This is a genomic window from Pseudoalteromonas sp. TAB23 (genome assembly GCF_000498075.1).
Lineage (GTDB): Bacteria > Pseudomonadota > Gammaproteobacteria > Enterobacterales > Alteromonadaceae > Pseudoalteromonas > Pseudoalteromonas arctica.
In genome coordinates, this window is sequence record NZ_AUTP01000188.1 from 1 (window position 1) to 18,529 (window position 18,529).

Annotated in this window: 9 protein-coding genes and 2 pseudogenes; all 11 read left to right on the forward strand. The window is 38.8% G+C overall.

Going from position 1 to position 18,529, the window contains the following annotated elements; translation table 11 throughout:
• The coding region (locus L654_RS0109215; RefSeq protein ID WP_024607859.1) for a Na+/H+ antiporter NhaC family protein at positions 1-1,008 on the forward strand (1,008 nt) is incomplete at its 5' end.
• Between the two features lie 47 nt (positions 1,009-1,055).
• Positions 1,056-3,650: an aminopeptidase N gene (gene pepN / locus L654_RS0109220; protein ID WP_024607860.1), complete on the forward strand. Its 2,595-nt coding sequence runs from the start codon at positions 1,056-1,058 to the stop codon at positions 3,648-3,650.
• Positions 3,651-3,872, forward strand: coding sequence for a DUF2835 family protein (locus L654_RS01000000125830; RefSeq protein WP_010552655.1), 222 nt, complete (start codon positions 3,651-3,653; stop codon positions 3,870-3,872).
• Positions 3,873-4,124: 252 nt separating this feature from the next.
• Positions 4,125-6,224 (forward strand): DUF1302 domain-containing protein, encoded by a 2,100-nt coding sequence (locus L654_RS0109230; protein WP_024607861.1) that lies wholly within the window; start codon positions 4,125-4,127, stop codon positions 6,222-6,224.
• 13 nt (positions 6,225-6,237) lie between these two features.
• A complete protein-coding gene (locus tag L654_RS0109235) occupies positions 6,238-7,602 on the forward strand; it encodes a DUF1329 domain-containing protein (protein WP_024607862.1) in 1,365 nt (454 codons plus the stop codon).
• Positions 7,603-7,728: 126 nt separating this feature from the next.
• Positions 7,729-8,724: a YCF48-related protein gene (locus tag L654_RS0109240; RefSeq protein WP_024607863.1), complete on the forward strand. Its 996-nt coding sequence runs from the start codon at positions 7,729-7,731 to the stop codon at positions 8,722-8,724.
• Complete coding sequence (locus L654_RS0109245; protein ID WP_024607864.1) at positions 8,724-11,045, forward strand: MMPL family transporter; 2,322 nt, start codon at positions 8,724-8,726, stop codon at positions 11,043-11,045. The genes L654_RS0109240 and L654_RS0109245 overlap by 1 nt, the downstream gene beginning before the upstream one ends.
• A gap of 208 nt (positions 11,046-11,253) precedes the next feature.
• A pseudogene (locus tag L654_RS01000000125835) lies at positions 11,254-16,097 on the forward strand (NAD-glutamate dehydrogenase).
• Between the two features lie 120 nt (positions 16,098-16,217).
• Positions 16,218-17,229, forward strand: a pseudogene (gene pyrD / locus L654_RS01000000125840) (quinone-dependent dihydroorotate dehydrogenase).
• 117 nt (positions 17,230-17,346) lie between these two features.
• A complete protein-coding gene (locus L654_RS0109260; RefSeq protein WP_007586900.1) occupies positions 17,347-17,877 on the forward strand; it encodes a cell division protein ZapC in 531 nt (176 codons plus the stop codon).
• A 91-nt stretch (positions 17,878-17,968) separates the two neighbouring features.
• Positions 17,969-18,529, forward strand: a 561-nt coding sequence (locus L654_RS0109265) for a THUMP domain-containing protein (RefSeq protein WP_024607865.1), incomplete at its 3' end; no start/stop codon positions are given.

Genomic DNA, 18,529 nt, shown 5'->3' on the forward strand with positions numbered 1-18,529 from the left:
ACGGGTCTTGGGCTTGAGCAAACAGTTACAGCAGGCGCGGTTATATCTGGCGCGTACTTTGGAGATAAGCTAAGCCCGCTGTCAGAAACTACCAACTTAGCGCCAGCAGTTGTAGGCGCTGATTTATTTGAGCATATTCAACATATGCTGTGGACGACAGTCCCTAGTTTTGTAATTGCACTGATTATATTTATATTCATGGGCTTTAACGCAACTGCTTCAAGCGAAGCGGGGCGTATTGATGAAATAACTGCTATTTTACAGCAAAACTTTAATATTGGTTTTGAAATGCTAATCCCGCTAATTGTACTTTTAGTTTTAGCGATTAAAAAAATGCCGGCCTTTCCTGCTATCTCTATCGGTGCTGTTGTAGGCGCTGTTTGGGCCATGTTGTTTCAATCTGATTTAATTGCTAGCCAAATTGATGTTTCTCAAGGACAGCTAGTTGGCTACTTTAAGCTTGTTTGGACGACGTTTTTTGATGGTTTTAGCATAAGTACAGGCGATGACAAAATGGACTCCCTACTTAGTGGTGGCGGTATGTCCGGAATGCTTACAACCACATGGCTTATTATGACTGCACTGATGTTTGGTGCCATTATGGAAAAAACAGGCCTTTTGGATATTTTTGTTAAAAGCATACTTAAAATAGCTAAAAGTACGGGATCGTTAATTGCGGCAACAATAGCAACGTGTATTGGTACTAACGTGATAGCGGCCGATCAATATATTGCAATTGTTGTACCTGGTCGTATGTTTAAAGATGAATATGAAAAACGTGGTTTGAAGCCTGTTAACTTATCTCGTACATTGGAAGATGGCGGTACAATTACCAGCCCACTAATTCCATGGAACACTTGTGGCGCATATATGCAAAGCGTTTTACTAATAAATCCTTTTGATTATGCACTCTACGCTTTCTTTAATTTAATTAACCCTGTTTTAGCGGTGGTTTATGCCTACTTGGGTATTAAAATTTTACGTATTAAGCCAAAACAATCCGCCTAATTTTAAACAGCTCCTTTTAACTTAAAAGGAGCTGTTTTGGAGTATCTATGACTGAATCAAGTAAACCTCAAGCACAATATCTTAAAGACTATAAAGCTCCTGATTTTTTAATTGACCACACAGAGCTAACCTTTGACTTACAGCCATTATCAACCAAAGTAAGCTCTTTGCTAACGCTTACGCGTGTTGGTGATAAAAAAGCACCTTTAGTGCTTGATGGTATTGATTTACGCTTACTGTCTTTATCTATTGATACGGTTGATATAACTGATTATGAAATTATTGGCGAGCAGCTAATAATTAATAACCTACCGGATAGTTGCCAATTAAGTATTGTGACCGAGATATCGCCTGAGACGAATACTTCTCTAGAGGGTTTGTATTTATCTGGCGGTGCGTATTGTACACAGTGTGAAGCGCAGGGTTTTAGAAAGATCACTTATTACATGGATCGCCCTGATGTACTTACCACGTTTGATGTAACTATTATTGCCGATAAAAAGTATCTACAACTTCTTTCTAATGGTAATCAAGTAGACAGTGGTGAAACACAAGATGGTCGTCATTTTGTGAAATGGCAAGACCCATTTAAAAAGCCGAGCTATTTATTTGCACTTGTAGCGGGCGATTTTGATGTTTTAAAAGATACGTACACGACTAAAAGCGGCAGAGATGTAGAATTAGCATTGTTTGTTGATAAAGGTAATTTATCTAAAACGCCCCATGCTATTGCCTCACTCAAAAAGGCAATGCAGTGGGATGAAGAACGCTTTAATTTAGAGTATGACCTTGATATTTATATGATTGTAGCCGTCGACTTTTTCAACATGGGCGCGATGGAAAATAAAGGGCTAAACGTTTTTAATAGTAAATGCGTATTAGCCAATCAAGAAACAGCGACAGATAAAGACTACCATACGATTGAATCCATTGTAGGGCATGAGTACTTTCATAACTGGACAGGTAACCGAGTTACTTGTAGAGATTGGTTTCAGTTATCGCTAAAAGAAGGGTTAACTGTATTTAGAGACCAAGAGTTCAGTAGTGATTTAGGCTCTCGTGCACTTAACCGAATTGATGCGGTCAAAGTTATGCGTACGCATCAGTTTAGCGAAGATGCAGGCCCTATGGCTCACCCAATTCGCCCTGAGAAAGTTATTGAAATGAATAACTTTTATACAGTAACTGTATACGATAAAGGTGCTGAAGTTATCCGTATGATGCACACATTACTGGGTGAAACTAACTTTCAAAAAGGGATGACGCTTTACTTTGAGCGCCACGATGGGCAAGCAGTTACATGTGATGACTTTGTAAGTGCAATGAGCGATGCATCAGGTGTTAATTTAGAGCAATTTAAACAATGGTACAGCCAATCAGGTACACCGCGTTTAAATACAATTCAAGAATTTGATAGCAGCTCAAATACATACACTTTGACAATCGAGCAAGCAGCGCCGGCTAATCAGCCAGAGAATAAACCGCTTCATATACCTTTTGCTATTGAACTACTTGATGCCAATGGGCAAAGTATTGCTCTGCAATATAAAGGTAAAAAGCTAGATCATGTACTTGATGTAACAAATACGACTCAAACATTTAGCTTTGACAATATTTTAGAAAAGCCTGTTGCGGTTTTACTCGAAGATTTTTCTGCTCCTTGTATTTTAAATCAGCAAACAACAGAGCCAGAACTATTGCATATTATGCGTTTTGCGCGCAGTGATTTTTCACGTTGGGATGCACAACAGCAGCTATTCATTAAGGCGATTAAATCTCAAATCACCGATGCAACGAATAGCGTATTAAGCAGCGAAATTATAAATGCTCTACGTGTACTTATAAACACTAAAGAGGGCGATTTAGCTTTAATTGCAGAGCTGTTTAAATTGCCGAGTTTTGACACGTTAGCTGCTGAATTTGATGTAATACCTGTAGATGACATTATTGAAATAACAGAAAAGTTTGAGCAACAAATTGCTGATGAACTTGCTGATGAGCTGCTTAGTTGTTACGAATCTCTTGAAGATGATGGCAGTATAAGTGCAAGCTCCGTTGCGAATCGTGCTTTAAAGCAAATATGTCTGCACTACCTTGCTAAAACACAAAGTCCAGAAGCTGTAACCTTTATTAAAGAAGCTGCAAGCTCGACTAATATGACTAATGTACTTGGTGCCCTAAGCGCTGTGGTAAAAGCTTCACACCCTGTTAGAGATGAGCTTTTGAGTCATTTTGATAGTCAGTGGCGTCATGATGTTTTAGTCATGGATAAGTGGTTTGCACTGCAAGCTATGCAATCAGGCAGTACTGCTATAGATGACATTAAGGCACTTTACGAACACCCGTGTTTTGATTTTTCAAATCCTAACCGTGTACGTGCACTTGTAGGAAGTTTTAGCCATTTTAATACAGCACAATTTCATCGAGCAGATGCTCAAGGCTATGCGTTATTAGGTGATTTATTAATAAAACTTAATGCAATTAATCCACAAAATGCATCTCGTATGCTAACACCGTTTATGTCGTGGAAGCGTTACGATGATGTACGTTCACAAGCAATGAAACTGCAATTACAACGCTTAGCCAATTTAGATGGCCTAAGTGCTGACTTGTATGAAAAGGTTGAAAAAGCGCTCGCATAAATGATTGAGTATTATTTTACCTTAAGATTGAGCTATAACGAGTGCATGGATTACTACCATGGCCGTTTTAGCTCTTTACAAGTTGTAGAGGATGGCGGTAAAACAATTCGTTTTGCTGCTACGCATTTGAGGCCCTTCATTTCGAGCTTGGGTGTACGTGGCCGTTTTAGACTCTTATTAACCCCCGAAAACAAGTTCATCCGCCTAGAGCGAGTGGCCTGACACTCGGTTTTTATGTTATATATACATAAAAATATTGTATTTTTGTTAATTTCAATTTGTCCTATTGTTAAATTACGTGTATAAATTATCTGGTACGACGTCTTACCAATACGTAAGCGTTAACCAGAATAAAAAGTATATGACAGATTAGAGCGAGTATTTGTAATTTCACTGATTCGCTTCTATCGTTATGATTACACTAAAAACAATAACTTGATCACACAAAATGACCCGCGACAGGGGGGAACCAAAATGATAAGAAGATCGCTTTTTGTTAAAAATAGAATCGCTATAGGTTTAGCAGCCGCTAGCTTAGGTTTATCTGCAGCAAGTACTCAAGCTGTAACATTTGAAGCTGGAGGTTTTGATATTACCTTCGATTCAACCTTTTCATATGGGCAAAGTGTTCGCGTAGAAGATAGAGACTTTAACCTAATTGGCAAAAGTAATAATCCAGCCTTTGATTGGACAGGATACAACCCAGCGCTAAACAACACTATTTACTCATCTCAAGATGTATGGGCTCAACCTGGGTCTTATTCAAATAACGGTGACGCGGGTAATTTAAATTTTGATAGTGGTGACTCATTCTCAAAACTATTGAAGGGCACACACGACCTTTCAATAAATAAAGATAACTACGGTTTGTTCACTCGCTTCATGTATTTTTATGACTTTGCTTTAATGGATGGGTACCACGCTTATTCAAATCCTACATCAGGGCAGGGGGTTGACCCGTGTGACGATAAAGACACCAAAGCACAAAGCTGTGCCGACATTCGTTTATTAGATGCGTTTGTATGGGCCGATTTTGATTTAAATGATGGTAATAACCCTTTATCTGTCCGTTTAGGCCAGCAAGTAGTTAACTGGGGTGAAAGTACGCTTATATCTCATGGTATTAACGTAAACCCAGTTGATATAGATCGATTAAAAGCACCTGGCGCTGAGCTAAAAGAAGCATTTATACCAATCGGTATGCTTTGGGCATCGCTCGGTATTACTGAGAACATTACGCTTGAAGGTTTCTACCAATATCAATGGCAAGAAACACGTTTACCAGCAGCCGGTACATACTTCTCTACCAATGACTTTGCAGCAGAAAATGGTTATCAGCAGAATGTTCAATTAGGTTTTACGTCTAATCCTGATATTGATGTGGCTTTTTTAACAGATAGTTTGAATAACCTAACATCTGATTTTGCATTAGCAGCAGCTGCTCGAGGTATTGATCCTTCAAGTGCTGAAGGGAGTGCTTTATTAGCCCAAATGTATCTTGCTTACCCAACTAAGGTTGCGTTAAAAGGTAAAGGAGATAATGGTAAAAATGAACCTGAAGATGGCGGACAGTACGGTTTACGTTTAGGTATATTTTTACCTGAATTTAATGATACTGAAATTGCGTTATACCACGTGAACTACCATAGTCGTCGTCCACTTATATCTGGTCGTGTATCAAACTTTTCACAGGCAGCAATTGCTCAAGATTTAGCGATGATCATGACAACAGAAATTACGTCAGATAATGTTGCTGATTTAACGGCCTTCTCAAAAGCTGAAAACGACTACCCAGAAGATATTAAACTATATGGTTTAAGTTTTAACACAACTATTGGTGAAACAGCCTTTGCGGGTGAGTTTGCGTTTCGTCAAGATGAACCACTGCAAATTGATGACGTAGAGTTACTTTACACAGCTATGCCGGAGCAGTTAGCGCTTGCAGGTCTTCGTCCTGATTTTGCAGGTATTTCGCAAATGAGTTTTGGCGATGATATTAGCTCTGTTGGTGCGGGTGAAGTTGCTCAAGGCTATATAGAACGTGATACATCACAAATTCAATTCACGGCTACTCACTTATTTGGACCTTCATTAGGTGCCGATAGTTGGGCTGTTGTTGGTGAAGTGGGTGCTGTAAAAATTCATAACATGCCAGAATATGACGAAATGCGTTTAAATGTATCGGGTACTGGCCGTAGTGGAACAATTACAGGCCCTGGTACTACTGATTACTCAACATTGCAACTTGGTTTATCAAATGGCGCTGAAGAAAAATCATTTGCTACTGCGTCTTCTTGGGGTTACCGCTTAATTGCTAAAGGTGATTATTTTAACCTTTACAAAGGTATTAACTTCTCTCCACGTTTTGTATTTTCTCATGACGTAAATGGTAATACACCAGACCCTATGTTCTTATTTATTGAAGACCGTAAATCTTTAGGTGCAACCATGAACTTTAACTACCAAAATGCGTGGTCACTTGATGTGAGCTATAACTCGTTTTGGGGCGGCGGCGATATTAATACTTTCTCAGATCGCGATTACGTTTCTTTTAACTTAAAATATTCTATTTAGGGGTAACATTATTATGATTAAAAAACCTACCCTCATCGCTACAGCTTTTTGTAGCTTGTTTGCAAGCAGCGCAGCTTTAGCTAAATTAAACGCTGATGAAGTTGCTCAATTAGGTCAAAACTTAACGCCAATGGGCGCAGAAAAAGCAGCTAATGCTGATGGCTCTATTCCAGCATGGAATAATGGCATTACAACAGCCCCTGCAGGTTATGAAGCTGGTATGCATCACCTTGACCCATTTACAGCTGATAAAGTGCTTTTCACTATTGATAAAAGTAATATTGAAAAGTACAAAGCCAATTTAAGTCCGGGTCAAATTGCTTTATTTGAAGCATACCCAGACACATTTAAAATGCCAGTGTATGAAACTCGCCGTTCTGCGTCTTATCCTCAGTTTGTGTATGATGCGACTAAAAAGTTTGCACCGACTGCTGAATTAATAGAAGGCGGTAACGGTATTAAAAATACGGCGATTGGTATTCCTTTCCCTATTCCTAAAACGGGTTTAGAGGCAATTTGGAATCACTTATTACGTTACCGTGGCCAGTCTATTGAGCGTTTTGGTGGTCAAGCTGCACCGACTGCATCTGGTTCTTATAACTATGTTGGCTTTGATGAGCAGTTATTAGTTAAATACTCAGACCCTAGTGCAACACCATCAGAGCTACAAGACTCAAATATTTTGTTTAAGTTTAAACAAAGCGTTACAGAACCAGCTCGTTTAGCGGGTACTGCATTATTAGTTCATGAAACAATGGATCAAATATTAACGCCGCGCCAAGCATGGACTTATAACTCGGGACAACGTCGCGTTCGTCGTGCACCTAATGTTGCATATGATGCACCAGGCACAGCTGCAGATAGCCTGCGTACTACCGATGATTTTGATATGTTTAATGGCTCGCCAAATCGTTACAATTGGACACTAAAAGGTAAGCAAGAGTTATATATACCTTATAACAGCTATAAACTTCATAGTGATAAGCTAGAGTACGATGATATTTTAATGCCTGGCCATATTAACCCAGAGCATACACGTTACGAAAAACACCGTGTTTGGGTTGTTGAAGCTAACTTAAAAGACGATACACGCCATATCTATAAAAAGCGTGTGTTTTACATTGATGAAGATAGCTGGCAAGTACAGGTTACTGATATTTATGATAACCGCGACCAACTTTACCGTGTAGCAATGGCTTATGGCCTTAACTACTACGAAGTACCTACACAGTGGAGTACGCTTGAGGTTTATCATGATTTGAATTCTCGTCGTTATTTAGCAATTGGTTTAGATAACCAAGAAAAAATGTACGATTTTTCACAGTCATTTAACGATAACGAATTTACTTCAAGCGCTTTACGTCGCGCAGGTAGATAGTATTAAACTAGGCACTTAACAATTTGTTAAGTGCCTTTTCCTTTCTCATCGCGTTTGTCTTACAGCGCGCAACGCTTTCCCCAGTAAAAAGACAAACAACTCTCTCGTACAAGGCGATTAAAATTTATGAAGTATTTGGTATATGCCAGCCTGATAATAAGCGGTGCGAGTGTTGCACAAGAAGCCCCTAACAATGCAATCAGTGCAACAAATGCAGCTAAAACCTTACTCACCGACATAACCAACACGGGCAATGGTCTAATTGCAGTAGGTAAACACGGTACTGTTATTAAAAGTACGTCAGGTGATAAATGGCAACAAGCTGAGCTAGTCCCAACTCAAGTGCTATTAACTGCCGTTGATTTTAGTAATGAAAATAATGGATGGGCGTGTGGCCACGATGCAACAATAATAAATACTACTGACGGTGGTGTTAATTGGCAACTACAACAAGCACAACCAAAATTAGACAAACCATGTTTAGATATTCTATTTGAAGATGATTTAAAAGGTTTTGCAGTGGGCGCATATGGCATGTTTTATCAAACCACCGATGGTGGTAAACATTGGCAAAAACGCTTTTTAGATTCGCTATTATTTAGTGATGATCGTGATTACTTGAACGATTTAAAAGAAAATGACCCCGAAGGATACGAAGCCGAAACTGCTTCAATTTTACCGCACTTTAATCGAATCGAAAAAACAGATAATGGTTTAATGCTGGTTGGTGAGATGGGCTTGATGGCCAGAAGCATTGATGATGGTCAAACTTGGCAAAGGATAGAAGAAATTTATCCTGGTTCATTCTTTGCAGTTGCATCAGATAGCACACAAGAAATTGTGGCAGGGCTTCGAGGTAATGTTTTTGCAAAGCAAAATGGTGAACAGCAGTGGCAGCATTTCGAAAATGTTAAAACAGCGACGATCAACAACATCATTAATTATAATAACAAACAATGGCTTATGCTTGCCAACAGTGGCGTTATTTTTCATCTTCAAGATGGGTTACTCACCCATGAGCAGCTTGCTGACGGTAAAGCGATTCTTGATGGTGTAATTTTAGATAACAAACTAATCATGGCTACAGAAGATGGCATTAAAGTGAAGGAGTTAACCCCTTAATGCATAAACTACTCGATTTTATTGAAAAGGCGATTTTTAGACATCGCTTAATTATGCTTATAAGTTTTGCACTTATAACCTGTTTACTTGTATTCAAAGCGACTCAAATTCAATTAGGTGCATCGTTTAATAAAAATATCCCGTTAAACCACGATTATATGAAAGTGTATACCAAGCATGAAAAGCAGTTTGGTGGTGCAAACAGTATTTTGATTTCAGTGTGTGATGACAGTGGTGATATATTTAATCCAGAGTTCTTTACTCAATTAAAAGCGGTTCACGATCAGCTTTATTTCATTCCTGGCGTAAATCGTCCATTAGTTAACTCAATATTTTCACCCAGTGCTCGTTTTGTTGAAGTAGTGGAGGATGGCTTTGCCGGTGGCCCAATTATTCCTGCTAACTTTAAAGCAGATAAGCGTGGTTTAGGTGTAGTAAAGGAAAACATTGAAAAAGCAAAAGTTGTAGGACGTATGATTGCCAGCGATTATTCGTGTGCAATGGTAACAGCTCAACTTTTAGAAACTGATCCTCAAACACAACAAAAATTAGACACATTAGCTTTTGCACAAAAGCTAGAAAGTGATTTAAGAGAGCCTTTAAGTACAGATAAAGTAAGTATTCATATTATTGGCTTTGCAAAAATGGCTGGTGATATAGCGGAAGGTGCAAAAGGGGTGGTTGTATTTTTTGCCATTGCTATCGCTTTTACCTTTATTATGGTTTGGCTATTTTGTGGCAGTTTAAAGCTGACTATTTTGCCTATCGCATGTTCCATTATTGCTGTTATTTGGCAATTAGGCCTGCTTTCAAGTTTAGGTTTTGGCCTTGACCCTATGTCTATTTTGGTACCGTTTTTAGTATTTGCTATTGGTGTAAGCCATGGTGTGCAGATGATAAATGCGATTGGTAAAAAAGTAGGTGAAGGTAAAACAACACGTATTTGTTGTCAGTCAAGTTTTAGGGCTTTATTAGTGCCAGGCGGTATTGCACTGCTTTCAGACACCGTAGGCTTTTTAACATTACTTACCATCGATATTGGTATTATCCGTGAACTTGCCATTACAGCGAGTTTAGGTGTAGCAGTAATTATATTTACTAATTTAATCTTATTGCCAGTTTGGGCTTCGTACATGAACTTTGAAAACAGTGTACATATTCAATTTGGTGATGCAGCAAAACCAAACATGCTCGATAAAATCCGCGACTTACTTGTTAAAGCGACTGATCCTAAAGTAGCTAAAATAATTATTGGTTTTACACTTGTTCTATTTGCTTTAGGTTACTGGCAAGCAGATAAAATGCGTATAGGTGACTTACATGCAGGCGCGCCATCACTGCATCAAGATGCCCGTTATAATCAAGACACGTTTTTAATATCAGACAAGTACACTATCTCGTCTGATATCTTAAAGGTAATTGTAGAAGCGTATCCTGCAGCATGTACTGAGCATGATGTGATGGAGCGTATAAGCCGTTTTCAATACAAAGTAGAGAATGTAGCAGGTGTGCAGTCTGCTGTAAGTTTGAGCTCTGTAGCTCAATCGGTTAACGCAGGCTACAACGAAGGCAATTTGAAATGGCAAAGCTTGCCACGAAATTCAGCAAGTTTAGTTCAGTCAACGTCTCGAGTTGAAACTAGTACAGGTTTACTTAACGGTGATTGTTCAGTTATGCCAGTGATTATATTTTTAGATGATCATAAAGCACAAACTATCGATACTGTGATTAAAAGTGTTAAGCAATTTGCGCAAGAAGAGGGCACTGATAAATTAGCATTTAAACTAGCGTCAGGACCTGTTGGCGTAATGGCAGCGACTAATGAGTCAGTTGCAGAAGCGCAAATACCAATGATGCTTTATGTTTATGGTGCCGTTATCATCTTATGTTTAATGAGCTTTAGAAGCGTAAAAGCAACGATTGCTGTGGTATTGCCGCTTTATATCGTATCAACACTTGCACAAGCACTTATGGTGCAATTAGAAATAGGCTTAACCGTTTCTACTTTGCCAGTTATTGCTCTAGGAGTAGGTATTGGGGTCGATTACGGTATTTATATACTGTCGTCGATGATGGGGCAGCTTAAGCAAAATGTACCATTAAGTGTTGCTTATCGAAATGCGCTTGTTGAACGTGGCAGTGCGGTTCTATTTACCGGTATTACACTTGCGATTGGTGTGAGTACGTGGATATTCTCAGATCTTAAATTCCAAGTTGATATGGGTATACTGTTAACCTTCATGTTTTTAGTAAATATGTTAGGTGCAGTGTTGTTATTACCCGCTATTGGTAGCCTTCTCTGGACTGACCAGAAAAAATAATGTGAATAATTTTGCTCCTAAATGGCCTGTAAAGGCCATTTATATCTACAATTTGTGAATAGATGACCAAATAGCTGAAATGCTTAAAATGTTTTCATCGAAAAGGCTGTTTATTAGCTGTAAAAGGGTTAGAATTTAATTGACTCCACGCTAATGAATAGCTGTACAAATTCCTGCTCCTGAGCAGTAATAGATTAAGGAACATACAATGACACGAAATGAAGGCCAAGCCTCGGTTATCCTAGATAATGTCTGTAAGCTGATCCAGAAAAAAGTTCGCGCTGATAATGTGTTACTCGTTGAGAAATTCGCCAAAGCCTTGTACAGCAATATGTCTAAAGAGGATTTGGCAAACCGCAACGATAGTGACCTATATGGCGCAGCATTAAGCCTTTGGAACTCGCTAGAAAAAAATACTACCGACGACGCTGTTATCCGCGTTTTCAACCCTGAAGTGGCAAAAGATGGCTGGCAGTCATCACATACAATCGTAGAGATTATTACTAAAGACATGCCGTTTTTAGTTGATTCTGTTCGTATGGCCATGACTCGTGAAAATATCGCCTCTCACTTATTACTTCACTGCCCATTAAAAATTAAGCGCGATGAAAACGCTAAAATTTCTGGATTATCAAATTTAAAAGCAGAGCAAGAATCCTCATCTACTAAAACAGTATTTTTTATTGAAATTGACCGTCAAACAGATTCTTCTGTGATTGAGTCTTTCAAGAAAGAGTTAGAGTCGGTTCTTGTTGATGTGTCAGTTGCTGTTGATGATTGGCAGCCAATTCGTAAAAAATTGATTGCAGTAACCAAAGAGTTACCTAAACGTCATCACAATAAAACGACAGAAGAAGTTTCAGAAACAACTGAGTTTTTAGATTGGTTAGCGAAAGATAACTTTACCCTAATGGGTTACCGTGAATATGAGCTAAGCCCAGTTCAAGGTGATTACCAATTAAAAGGTAAAATGGAATCAAGCCTTGGCTTGATGAAAAACTCTACTGAAGAACACACACGATTATTATCAGAATTACCAGAAGTTGCTCGCCAAGAAGCACGCAGCAGCAACCTACTGATCCTAACAAAAACTAACTCTGTTTCTCGCGTTCACCGTCCAGCTTACATTGATTACGTAGGTATTAAGCGTTTTGACGATGAAGGCAATGTAATTGGTGAAGACCGCTTTATTGGTTTGTTCTCATCAAGCTTTTACAATAACAGTGCTACTGATGTGCCTGTTTTAAAAAGTAAAATTAACCGCATTATGGAAATGTGTGATTTTGCTAAAGGTACACACGCTTACAAAGCTGTTTTAAATATTTTAGAAACCTACCCACGTGATGAGCTAGTTCAAGCGCGCGAAAGTGAGCTACTTGAAGTTGCTATGGGTGTTTTACAAGTACAAGAGCGCGATATGTGTCGCTTGTTTGTACGTAAAGATGCGTATGGTCGCTTTTTATCTTGCATGGTTTATGTTCCTCGCGAACGCTATAACACGGCTCTTCGTCGTGAAACGCAAGATATATTAGCTAATGCATTTAATTCTGACGATAAAGTCGAATTTACTACTTATTTCTCTGAGTCAACACTGGCGCGTACTCATTACACCGTTCGTGTGACCGACAACAAGATCGAATATAACGTGAAAGACATCGAAAACAATTTAGTAGAAGCTGCACGTACGTGGGAAGATAAACTTCAATCTGCACTTTTAGAGTCTGCGGGTGAAGCACGTGGTAACGATTTAAATCGTAAATACTGTAATGCGTTTGCACGCTCATACAAAGACGAAGTGCTTCCAAGTGCTGCGGTTGTTGATATCGAAAAGTTAGAACTACTTAGCGATGAAAACAAGCTAGAAATGCTGTTTTACCGTCCTCAAGAAGAAGCAAACAGTAATATTGTACGATTAAGCTTATTCCATAAAGATGAGCCAATTCACTTATCTGATGTTATGCCAATGCTTGAAAACTTTGGTCTGCGCGTTGTTGGTGAAACACCATATTCAGTTAAAACTAGCGATGGTCGTATTAACTGGATCATGGACTTCTCGATGCTTATTGACAGCAAAGGGATGGCAGACTTTGATAAAATTTCAGCACGTTTTCGCGCTGCATTAACAAATGTGTGGGGCAACCGCCTTGAAAACGATGGTTTTAACCGTTTAGTGTTAATGGGTGGCCTAACTGGCCGCGAAGCCTCTATTTTACGTGCTTACGCTAAGTATATGCGTCAAATTGGTGTAACGTTCTCACAAAGTTACATTGAAAGCACATTTGCAAATTATCCAAACATTGCAGCGCAAATTGTTAATTTATTTGCTAAAAAGTTCTCAGTTAAGAGCCCAGCAAGTGCTAAAACACTTGAAAAGTTAAGTACGCAAATTTACTTAGAACTTGAAAATGTAGCAAACCTTGATGATGACCGTATTATACGTTTATACGTAGATATGATTGTTGCGACGCTACGAACTAACTATTTCCAAAAAGATGATGCAGGTCAGTTTAAGTCTTATGTCTCGTTTAAAATACAGCCTAGCTTAATTCCTGATGTACCACTTCCACTTCCTGCGTTTGAGATTTTTGTATACTCTCCGCGCGTTGAAGGTGTGCATTTACGTTACGGTAAAGTAGCGCGTGGTGGTCTGCGTTGGTCTGACCGTCGTGAAGATTTCCGTACTGAAGTACTTGGCTTAGTTAAAGCTCAACAAGTTAAAAATACAGTAATTGTACCTGTTGGTTCTAAAGGTGGTTTTGTATGTAAACAATTACCTAGTGAGCGCGAAGCGTTTATAAAAGAAGGCCAAGAGTGTTACAAAATCTTTATCCGTGGTCTTCTAGATATTACAGATAACATAGAGCGCGGTGAAGTAGTCCCAGCTCGCGATGTTGTTCGCCACGATGAAGATGATGCTTACTTAGTGGTTGCAGCCGNGATAAAGGAACCGCTACTTTCTCTGATATCGCAAACGGCATAGCTAATGAATACAATTTCTGGCTAGGTGATGCATTCGCATCAGGTGGCTCGGTTGGTTACGATCATAAGAAAATGGGTATTACAGCTAAAGGCGCATGGGAGTCAGTTAAACGACATTTCCGTGAAATGGATATCGATTGTCAAACTACCGACTTTACGGTAGTTGCAATTGGCGATATGGCTGGTGATGTATTTGGTAATGGTATGTTGTTATCTAAGCATATTCGTTTACAAGTTGCCTTTAACCATATGCACATTTTTGTTGATCCTAACCCAGATGCTGCTACTTCTTACCCAGAGCGCGAACGTTTATTTAATATGCCGCGTTCATCGTGGGAAGATTACAATAAAGAGTTAATTTCTGCCGGTGGTGGTGTTTTCTCTCGTGCTGCTAAATCAATTACGCTCAGCCCAGAAATGAAAAAAATGTTGGGTACTAAAAAAGCAAGTATGACCCCAAATGAGTTAATGAAAGCTTCATTGATGATGGAGTTCGATTTACTGTGGAATGGCGGTATTGGTACATACATTAAAAACTCTAAAGAAACTGATGCAGATGTAGGGGATCGTGCAAACGATGCACTACGTATCAATGGTAGAGATTTAGGCGCTAAAATAATTGGTGAGGGCGGTAACTTAGGTGCAACTCAATTAGGTCGTGTTGAATTTGCAGCTAAGGGTGGTCGTGTTAATACTGACTTTATTGATAACGTAGGGGGCGTTGCCTGTTCAGATAACGAAGTTAACATTAAGATTTTACTTAATGGCTTGGTTGCTGAAGGTGACTTAACACGTAAACAACGTGATGAGCTACTTTATTCAATGACAGATGAAGTATCTGAATTAGTATTAAAAGACTGTTACCGTCAAACACATACTATTTCAATTACGCAGTCTAAAGGTACTTCAACGCTTAAAGAAAAGATTCGTTTTATTCATGCACTTGAAAAAGATGGCAAGTTAAACCGTGCTATCGAGTTTATTCCAAGCGATGAAGAATTGGCAGAACGTGCAGCCGCAGGTAAAGACTTAACTCGCCCTGAGCTTTCAGTGCTTGTTTCGTACGCTAAAATGGTATTAAAAGAGTCTTTAGTAAGTGATGAAATTACTGAAAACCCTTACTATCGTCAATTGCTTGTGAAGTCATTCCCACGTCCTCTACGTGATAAGTTTAACGATGCGATGAACAACCATCCACTTCGTAAAGAAATTATTGCAACTAAACTTGCTAACAGTATCGTTAATGATATGGGTTTAAACTTCATGGTACGTATGCATGAAGAAACCGGTGCCAACGAAGCTGAAATTGCAATGTGTTACTCAATTGCTAGCGAAATATTTGAAATGCGCGATACATGGTCTTCTATCAGCGCACTGGATAATAAAATACCAGCAGCGGTACAAACTGAAATGCTTTACCAACTTCGTCGTACTGTTCGCCGTACTACGCGTTGGTTCTTACGTCATCGTAATAAGTCACAAACGATTGAACAAGGAATTGAATTCTTTGCGCCAACATTTAAAAATTTAAGCGATAATTTAAATACGTACATGATTGAAAAAGAAAATGACCGTATTGTAATTGAAGCTAATAAGTTAATTGATGCCGGCGTTCCTGCAGATATAGCTAAGCGTATTGTTTCGTTATCAAGCTTATTCTCTGTGATGGATTTAGCTGAAGTTGCTAATAATTCAGGTAAGAGTATTTCGATGGTATCGAATACTTACTTTAAACTAGGCGCAAGAATGGGTCTGCATTGGTTCTTAGAGCAAATAACTAAGCAACCAGTAGCAAATCATTGGCAAGCACTTGCTCGTTCATCTTACCGTGAAGAGCTTGATTGGCAGCAACGTACGTTATCTGAAGTGGTGCTAAATAGCTTTGAAGGTGACGAGAGCGATGTTGATAGTCAAATAGATGAGTGGATGGATAGCCAAGATTTATTACTTCAGCGTTGGAAACAAATGTTGGCTGAGTTTAAAACATCACAAAGCCATGACTTTGCTAAGTTCTCAGTTGCACTTCGTGAACTTATGTTATTAAGTCACAACTGTGATACATCAGGAAAATAATTTAGCTTTAATCAGTTATTTGTTTAGTAAATAAATAACTGATTGTTAAAATTGTTATACAATACCTCAGCCTTGTCTGAGGTATTTTTTTGTCTGAAATTTAAAAAGAGGATTATATTGATGTTTTATGATTTAGCTCGCCGTTTTATGTTTACCCGTGATGCGGAGTGGGCGCATGAGTTTGCACTTAATAATCTTCGTCGTTTTGCTAATACGCCTCTAAATATAGCTTGGTCACAAAGTGTTTCAGATAAACCCGTAAACTTTTTAGGTCTTGAATTTAAAAACCCAGTAGGGCTTGCCGCTGGCCTTGATAAAAATGCAGAATGTATTGATGCTTTTAGCCAAATGGGATTTGGTTTTATTGAAGTTGGAACGGTTACACCGCGTCCTCAAGTTGGTAATGATAAGCCACGTATTTTTAGACTTCCAGAGTCAAACGCAATTATTAACCGTATGGGCTTTAATAATAAAGGTGTTGATAATTTAGTCGAAAATGTAAAAGCAGCAAAGTACAGTGGCATACTCGGTATCAATATTGGTAAAAATAAAGATACACCTAATGAACAAGGTAAAGATGACTACATTCATTGTATGCGTAAAGTATTTGAGCATGCCTCATACATTACGGTAAATATTTCATCACCAAATACCCCAGGGCTTCGTGATTTACAATATGGTGCTGCACTTGATGATTTATTGCAAAGTCTTAAAAATGAACAGTTAGATTTAATTGCAAAGCATAATAAGCAAGTGCCTATGCTTGTAAAAATTGCACCGGATCTCGATCAAATACAAATAGAGCAAGTAAGTGAATCACTTTTAAATAATAAAATTGATGGTGTAATTGCCACAAACACAACGCTTGAGCGAGCCGCAGTTATGGGGCAGCAATATGCACAAGAGNGCGGGCGGTTTATCAGGTCACCCTGTTAGAATGCGCTCTACAGAGGTAGTAAGTGAACTAAAACGCTTAACACAAGGTAAGCTACCAATCATCGGAGTCGGCGGTATTGATGATGCTACATCTGCAAAAGAAAAGTTAGATGCAGGCGCAAATTTAGTTCAGGTTTATACTGGGTTCATCTACAAAGGTCCACAATTGGTAAAGTCGATCGTTAACGGCTTATAAGGATCAGTTATCTAAGCTTTTGATCGTTAGCTAAATGTTCTAAGCAAACATTTTAAAAGTGGTCAAAAGCGGTTATACTCTGAGCAATAATTATTCAACAGACCCAAGGAGGAGTAAATGTTACAAGCATCAAAGCAATGGCAGTGGATTACTTGTCCTGATAAAAATCGTTTGTTACTTGATTTAAATGACGACATGCAATTATGCACGCCTTATAAATTAAGACAGCTCACCGATTCTGTTTTTAAAAATCCACGTTTTAGTCTCGAAGATGCTGCATTTTACGAACAAGTTTATAATTATCTGGATGGATTTGAATTGTGGTCTGCGGCTCAAATTTGTCAAATATCATTAAATGCGACTGCTGTTAAGTATCACTTAAAACCCGTTTTAGCAAAAAGTTGGTTTTTTGAAGAATACACCGGGACAGAGCCAAGCGTAGAGGCAATAGTAAAATTAACATCTAAAGCGCAGTCAGGTGATTTTTTAATTGTAGAGCATTGTCCTGATGCATCTATTTGTTTGAATTTAAGTGAAACCTTTAAATTAGACGAAAACTTATCTTTGGCGCAATTTGAAGTAATCCGTATTTTGAATAATCGAGTACACCCCATCCTAAATCAGCAATATCAAAGTCAAACCGCCTAACCAAATTTAAGTCTTAAGCGTGTCTTTATGGCGTGTTTGTCGCCCAACCTATGTTATAATCCTGCGCAATTAGCTATTAAGGGTTATTACTTTGCAATTTATCGCACTTACTTCTATCGGAATCGAAAATTTATTGGTTGATGAACTAACAGAACTTGGCGCAACCGTGTCTAAGCAAACTGTTGGTTCTGTTCGTTTTGAGGCTGACTCATTACTTGCGCAAAAGGTTTGTTTATCAACTCGTTTTGCAACGCGTGTGCTTATGCTTATTGAAGAAAAAGAAGGCGTAGATGACAAAAATAGCCTGTATAATTTTGCGCGCTCGCAACCTTGGCAAGAATGGTTTGGACCTACGCAAACATTCGCTGTCGACTTCAACGGTACCAATGACTCATTAAAAAACACGCAATTTTCGGGTCTTGTAATCAAAGATGCGATTGTTGACTATTTTAATGATTTATATGAGCAACGTCCTAACGTTGATAAGCAAGATGCTAACGTGCGCGTAGTTGCACGATTAAATCGTTACGGCGTATCGATGTATATTGACTATTCAGGTCCTCGTTTGTCAGAACGTGGTTACCGCCAAGGCCAAGGTAAAGCGCCAATTAAAGAGCACTTAGCTGCTGCATTAATTAAGCGAAGTGGCTGG

Excerpts from the sequence above, each read along its gene's own strand:
- L654_RS01000000125830 (WP_010552655.1), top strand. The coding sequence starts at position 3,651 with ATGATTGAGTATTATTTTACCTTAAGATTGAGCTATAACGAGTGCATG.
- L654_RS0109260 (WP_007586900.1), top strand. The coding sequence starts at position 17,347 with ATGTTACAAGCATCAAAGCAATGGCAGTGGATTACTTGTCCTGATAAA.
- L654_RS0109245 (WP_024607864.1), top strand. The coding sequence starts at position 8,724 with ATGCATAAACTACTCGATTTTATTGAAAAGGCGATTTTTAGACATCGC.
- L654_RS0109235 (WP_024607862.1), top strand. The coding sequence starts at position 6,238 with ATGATTAAAAAACCTACCCTCATCGCTACAGCTTTTTGTAGCTTGTTT.
- L654_RS0109230 (WP_024607861.1), top strand. The coding sequence starts at position 4,125 with ATGATAAGAAGATCGCTTTTTGTTAAAAATAGAATCGCTATAGGTTTA.
- L654_RS0109240 (WP_024607863.1), top strand. The coding sequence starts at position 7,729 with ATGAAGTATTTGGTATATGCCAGCCTGATAATAAGCGGTGCGAGTGTT.
- pepN (WP_024607860.1), top strand. The coding sequence starts at position 1,056 with ATGACTGAATCAAGTAAACCTCAAGCACAATATCTTAAAGACTATAAA.